The 5392-nt window shown below is 69.1% G+C and carries 3 protein-coding genes; all 3 read right to left on the bottom strand.

Annotated elements, in window-relative coordinates; genetic code table 11:
* On the bottom strand, positions 1-1272 hold a 1272-nt coding region (locus ADADOO_RS00800; protein ID WP_511274263.1), incomplete at its 3' end, for a hypothetical protein.
* On the bottom strand, positions 1269-4391 hold the full coding sequence (locus tag ADADOO_RS00795; RefSeq protein WP_511274262.1) for a putative baseplate assembly protein: 3123 nt from the start codon (positions 4389-4391) through the stop codon (positions 1269-1271). The genes ADADOO_RS00795 and ADADOO_RS00800, both read right to left, overlap by 4 nt.
* A partial coding sequence (locus tag ADADOO_RS00790) for a putative baseplate assembly protein (RefSeq protein ID WP_511274261.1) occupies positions 4388-5392 on the bottom strand: 1005 nt, incomplete at its 5' end. The genes ADADOO_RS00795 and ADADOO_RS00790, both read right to left, overlap by 4 nt.

The raw sequence follows: 5392 nt of genomic DNA, 5'->3' as shown, positions 1-5392 counted from the left end.
CCGGTTGACCGCATCGGCCGGGTTGGCCGGGGCGTTGAAGGCCGAGGCGAGGGTGGGCGTCGCGGCGCTGGGGATGTGGATGACGACGTCGAAATCGGCCGCCGCAGGTTGGGCCGCCAGCGGATCGTTGTCGCCCGGGCCGGGGCGCTGGTCGTAGGGGCCGGCCCCGATGTCGCCGGGAAAGCCGTAGGCGTAGCCGACTTCGACACGGCTCGCCGTGACGCCGTCAGGCAGCGCCAGGCGGCCGCGCCGGGGGTCGATACCGACCAGCACGCCGCCGGCGGCCGGGAAAGTCATGTCGGGTCGGCCGGCCTTGCGGGCGGTGACGGTGAGCGTGGCCGGCGGATGGCGCCAGTCTTCCGGCACGACCGTGGGAATCGGGCTTAAGTCGCAGATGACCAGGTGTTCGACCGGCACTTCGCTGTCGTCGATCCAGACGCGCAACACCGGGCCGCCGCCGGCTTCGGCGAAATACTGGTCGTCGGGGTCTTCGCCATCGGTCAGGGCCTGCCGGCGGGCTTCGAGTTCGGCGTGCAGGTCGCGCCAGTGCAGCGCTTCCGGAACATTGATCGGTTCGGCCAGGTGGCTGATGTCGGTCTCGGTGCGCGGCCGGTTGAACAGCGGCTGGTCGAGGCCGAGCGGGTCGAAGGTGTAGAAGCCGGGCCGCGTCGTCGCCGGGCGGGCGGTGGCGCGCTGCATCGGGTAGGCCTGCAGGCGCCAGAGGAACAGGCCGACGTTCGGCAGGTTGTAGCGGCCGGCCGGCAGGGCGCGGATGTCGGCGGTGTGGGCTTCCTTGCCGAATGGGCCGTCGATGCGGTCGAGCGGCCGGGGCTGCCGGAGGTCCGGCGTGCGCAGGGAATGCGGGCGCAGATGATTCAAATATTGGGTAGTCGATACGCGCTCGAAGAACTCGACGGCACGGGCGCGCCAGCCGGTGGTGTCGAAGGCCAGTTCTTCGAGGACCAGCGCCGTGCCCTTGCGCCGGCGCAGGCGCAGGGTGTTGGCGACGAGCGCCCGCGGGCCGAAAGCGGCGGTGCCACCGACGGGATAGAGGGCGCGCACGCCGAGCAGGTCGCCGATGTAGGGGACGACCCAGTCTTCGCAGGTTTCGATGAAGGCGTTGTCGTAGAGCCGTTCGATGTCGGCTTCGACGAGCGCACCCTGGCGGGCGATGACGCCGAGCAGGGCGCGCAGCGGGTCGCCCGCTTCGGCGTCGCGCTCGCGGTAGAAGGCGGGCAGCAGGGCAAGCAGGGTTTCGGCGTCGAGCTTCATGACGTGCGCTCCGTGAGGGTGACGGCCGCCGGGTCGATCAGCAGCAGGTCGGCCGGTTGCAGGCTGTTGCCCTGCCAGCGCGCGCTGCGGGCCGGGATGCTGCCATCGGGGCCATTCGAGGTAAAGACGGTGAGGCCGGATTCGACCTGAATCAGTTTGTCGAGATCGGCGCCGATAACGCCGGCGACGCCTTGCAGCGCGGCCAGCACTTCGCTGCCGGTGACCGGTTGGCCAAAGGCGCGGGCGGCGAAACCGAAGGTGTTTTCGAGCGCATTCCGGGCGGAGGCAAGAACTTTCTCGGCTTCGTAGTCCGCGGCGATCCACAGCCCGGCGGTCAGACCGAAACGCAGGTCGCGGCTGGGGCTGACACGCAGCGGTTGGTACGGCGGCCGGGCGCCGTCGATGGCGACGAGTAGGTTGCGATAGAGCGCGGCATTAGGGTCGAGCGGGGCGCCGTCGGTGCCGGCCACGGTCAGATGGACCATGCGCTGTTCGCCGTCCCACAGCCAGACGGCCTGGGCCTTGCCGATGCCGGTGAAGGCGGCAGCGAAATCCTCGAAATCGCGCAACGAGACGATGCGGTCGAGCGTCCGGACCCGCAGCGGGGCGTTGCGCCGGGCTTCGTCGCCGGCTTCGGCATTGGTCCCGCCACTGGCTGCCACCGGATTGGTGACGGCCTTGAGGCCGGGCGGCCGGGTGAGCAGCATGCTGATCTGCTCGGCCTTGACGTTGCCGGCCGTGCCGAGGCCGACGCGGTAGCGCGCTTCGACATTGCCGCTGCCGGTCGGTAGCCGGGTGCCATGCTCGCCGTCGCCGAACTGCACGGTGGCGCTGCCGTTTTCGTCGAGCTTGACGGTGTAGGCGCGCTCGGTCGGGCCGGGTGCGGTGAAGCGCGGCGCTTCCTGCCAGAGCAGGCCGTCGACGCGGATTTCGAGGGTGCTCGCCGTGCCGCTCGGCGTCGCGGCGGTGATGTAGGTCAGCGGGCCCTGGCGCAGGGCGAAACGTTGCAGGCTGCGGCTGCCGTCGCCGCTGCCCAGGGGCTCGGGTTGAATGCGCATCTGCTTGCTGTCGCCGGCGCTGGCCGGGGCGAGGTTGGCGTTGATACGGACGGTGGACGGCAGGTAGGCGTTCGTCAGATCGCTGTCCAGAAGCAGTTGGGTGTGGCCGTTGCTGCTGTCGTTGTGCTGGATGCGGACAATTTCGGCGGCCGGGGCGAGTGCCACGGTCAACCGGAAAAAATCCTCAAATTCCAAATCGGCCGTTTTGCGGTCGCGGGCGATACGGATGGCGGCCAGCGCGTCGCCCTTGTCCAGCCGATTGCGCGCTTTGGCATTGGCCGGAACGTCGGCCAGCACGAGGCCGGAAACGGCGAGCCAGCGGCCTTCCGGCAGATCAGGCTCGTAGCCGGCGAGGTCGATCAGGTGGCCTTGCAGGAAACCGGAGACGGGCCGGGCCGCCCAGTCGAGCGGCTCTGATTGGCCGAAGGCCGTGGTGGCGCGGACATGGTTGTTGAAGGTGTCGCGCAGGTTTTCGCCGCTCAGCGTCAGTCGGGTGGCGGTGGCCGAAACGGTGAAGTCGGCACGGGCGTCGTCCTCGGTGCTGACGATGCGATAGACCTCCTCGTAATTCGGGATGGACATGACGGCCCAGCCGTTGGCCAGCCATTTCGGGTAGCTGGCGTCGAGGTGAACGGTATGGACATCGCGCGGGTAGAGGCGGTTGGTGGGGATGACGGCTCTGGCGACGTCGGGGCCGGACCATTCCAGTTTGCAAGCGGCGGCGACCCCGTTCTCGTAGTACTCCAGCCGGATGTCGTGCTTGTGATCGGCTTGCAGACGGGCCGACCCGCTGCGTTCGGTGGCGCCCTGGTCGATCCAGAAATTGATGACGAGTTCGCCATCGATCCACAGCCGCAGGCCGTCGTCGGCCGTGACGAAGAAGCTGAACTGGCCGCTGCTCGGGGCCTCGACCCAACCGGACCAGCGCACCGAGAAATGATCGGCTGGCACGGCGGGATCGGGGCTGCCGACGCCCCAGTTGAAATCGACCGTGGCATCGGTACGGCTCAGGATCGCTTCGCGGAAGCCCTTGCCCCGGTAGTACTGGCCGAGGAGCCCGCTGCCGCTGGCGCTGCCAGCCGGTGGATCGGAAATGTCAGCCAGCGTGAAGCCCGGCCATTCCGGATGCTGGCTGATCGGCGGCTTGGCATCGTCGGCCATGCCGAGGTAGTTGGCGCGCAGGTTGGCCGGCATGGCCCGCCAATCCGGGGCATTGTGGCCGAACAGGTGGGCGCGGGCGCGCAGGGCATAGCAGCGCGGATTGGTGCGGGCCGGATGGACGCCATGCCAGGGTTTGCCTAGGCCGCGATCGAGCGTGACGACGGTGTAGCCGAGGTCTTTCGGGTCGCTCGGATCGGCGGGCAGCACTTCGCGCAGGCGGGTGACGCGGCGGAAATCCCAGTTTTCGTTGTCGGGGTTCTTGGCGCGTTCGTCGCCGATGATGAGTAGCGCATCGCCGGCTTGCAGGCGGGTTGCGGTGCCGGCGAGATAAATGGTACGCAGGCCCATGCGTGGCGGCACGGCTTCGGCGGCGAGCACCGGCAGCGCATTCCAGCGGACCTTGGCGTCGATGGCTTCGAGGGTCTCGAAAGTCTGCGCCGTTTCGTCCTGCCCCGGCACGCTCTGGGCGCGGGCGCCGATGTCGATGCGGGTTTCGAGCGGCGCGCCGGGCGCGGTTTCGAGTGTGAAGGCGAGCCAGGTCGAGGCGGCCACGCCGGGGCGCAGTTCGTAGCCGATGGCGCGAGCCAGTTCGAGCACCGAGCGGCGTTCGGTGGCGGTGCGCAGGTAGTTTTCGTTGCCGATCCGTTCCTGGTAGAAGCTCAGCACGTCGAGCACGGCGGCCCAACTGTCGAGCAGGGCGATGGCCGGGTCGTCGCTGGCTCGGGTGGTCAGGTTTTCGAGGGCCAGCTCGTCGGCGAGGTCGGCCAGCATGCTTTGCCGGAAGCGGCCGTGGGTGCCGACGCGCAGCGCCAGCGCTGGCTGGCCGGGGGGCTGGATGGCGTCGACCGGCGTCAGTGGCGTGACGCCGGCGCAGCAGCCGCAGTTGTCGGAAGTGCTCATGATCCGCCCTCCACGATGAAGCTGATCTGGCCGTTTTCAGGGAAATTGAGGTCGCCGTCGGCACGCAGGACTTCGAGCTGATCGGCGGTGATGACGCCCGCCGCCCGTTCGCCCTTGGCGCTGCGTCCCCAGCGCTGGAAGCGGCGGATGTCGACCGAGGCGACGCCGGCCACGGCCATGGCTCGGGCGACGACGGCGGACAAATAGAGTGGCGTGCCGAAGGTGAAGCCGTCGGGATGGAAGAAGCCGGGCCGGCCATGGCGGTCGACGCCGGCGGTGAAGGCTTCGAGCAGGGCGGCTTTGACGTCGGCGGCGAAGTAGCCGCTGGCGACGCAGATCTGCAGCTGGATATCGAGCGGGACGTGCACCGGGTCGGCAAATTCGAAGTCGTAGCCGGCCAGCCGGAAGCGTTCAAGGAAGGCGCGCAGGGTGGCCTTGAATTCGGCATCGACCGGCTTGCCGGCGCGGCGGTCGAGCATCAGGAAAACGGTGTACCAACTGCCGGTCCAGCGCAGGCGGGCTGCGGCGCGCTGCACGTCGGGATGGCGCTCGGCGGCTCGGGCGTAGTCGTCGGTGGTGACGGCACGTTCCTGCGTGCGGAAGGCTTCCGGGGCATTGAGGCGGATGGCGTCGAGTGTTTCCGGCTCGGCGCCGCCTTGGGCCGGTAGCGGGTTGCGCAAAGACTGGATGCCGAGCATCAGGCTGGCATCGTCGCTGACCAGGGCGCTGATCGCCTCGGCGCCGACGTTGCCGCGCGGCCCGCCGCCCAGCCGGTAGCGGGCGAGCAGGCGCTGGCCGGTGATCGGCGCCGCGCCGAACTGGTTGTCGCCGAAACGCAGCCAGGCGCTGCCATCGTTCTCGGTTTCGACGACGAATTCGCGGGCGAAACGCTCGCTGCCAAGCAGGTCACGTTGCGGCGTCCATGGCGTTTCGTTCGGGTCGGGCTGGTCGCCGAACAGGCTGGAATCATCGGCCAACAGCATCATGTCGGCCGGGCGGGC

This window comes from Azonexus sp., assembly GCF_036170495.1.
In the GTDB taxonomy this organism is placed as follows: domain Bacteria; phylum Pseudomonadota; class Gammaproteobacteria; order Burkholderiales; family Rhodocyclaceae; genus Azonexus.
This window is presented reverse-complemented; position numbering and strand designations above follow the sequence as displayed.

Bases quoted from the DNA above. Each gene is read 5' to 3' on its own strand.
- ADADOO_RS00795 (WP_511274262.1), bottom strand. From the start codon at position 4,391: ATGAGCACTTCCGACAACTGCGGCTGCTGCGCCGGCGTCACGCCACTG.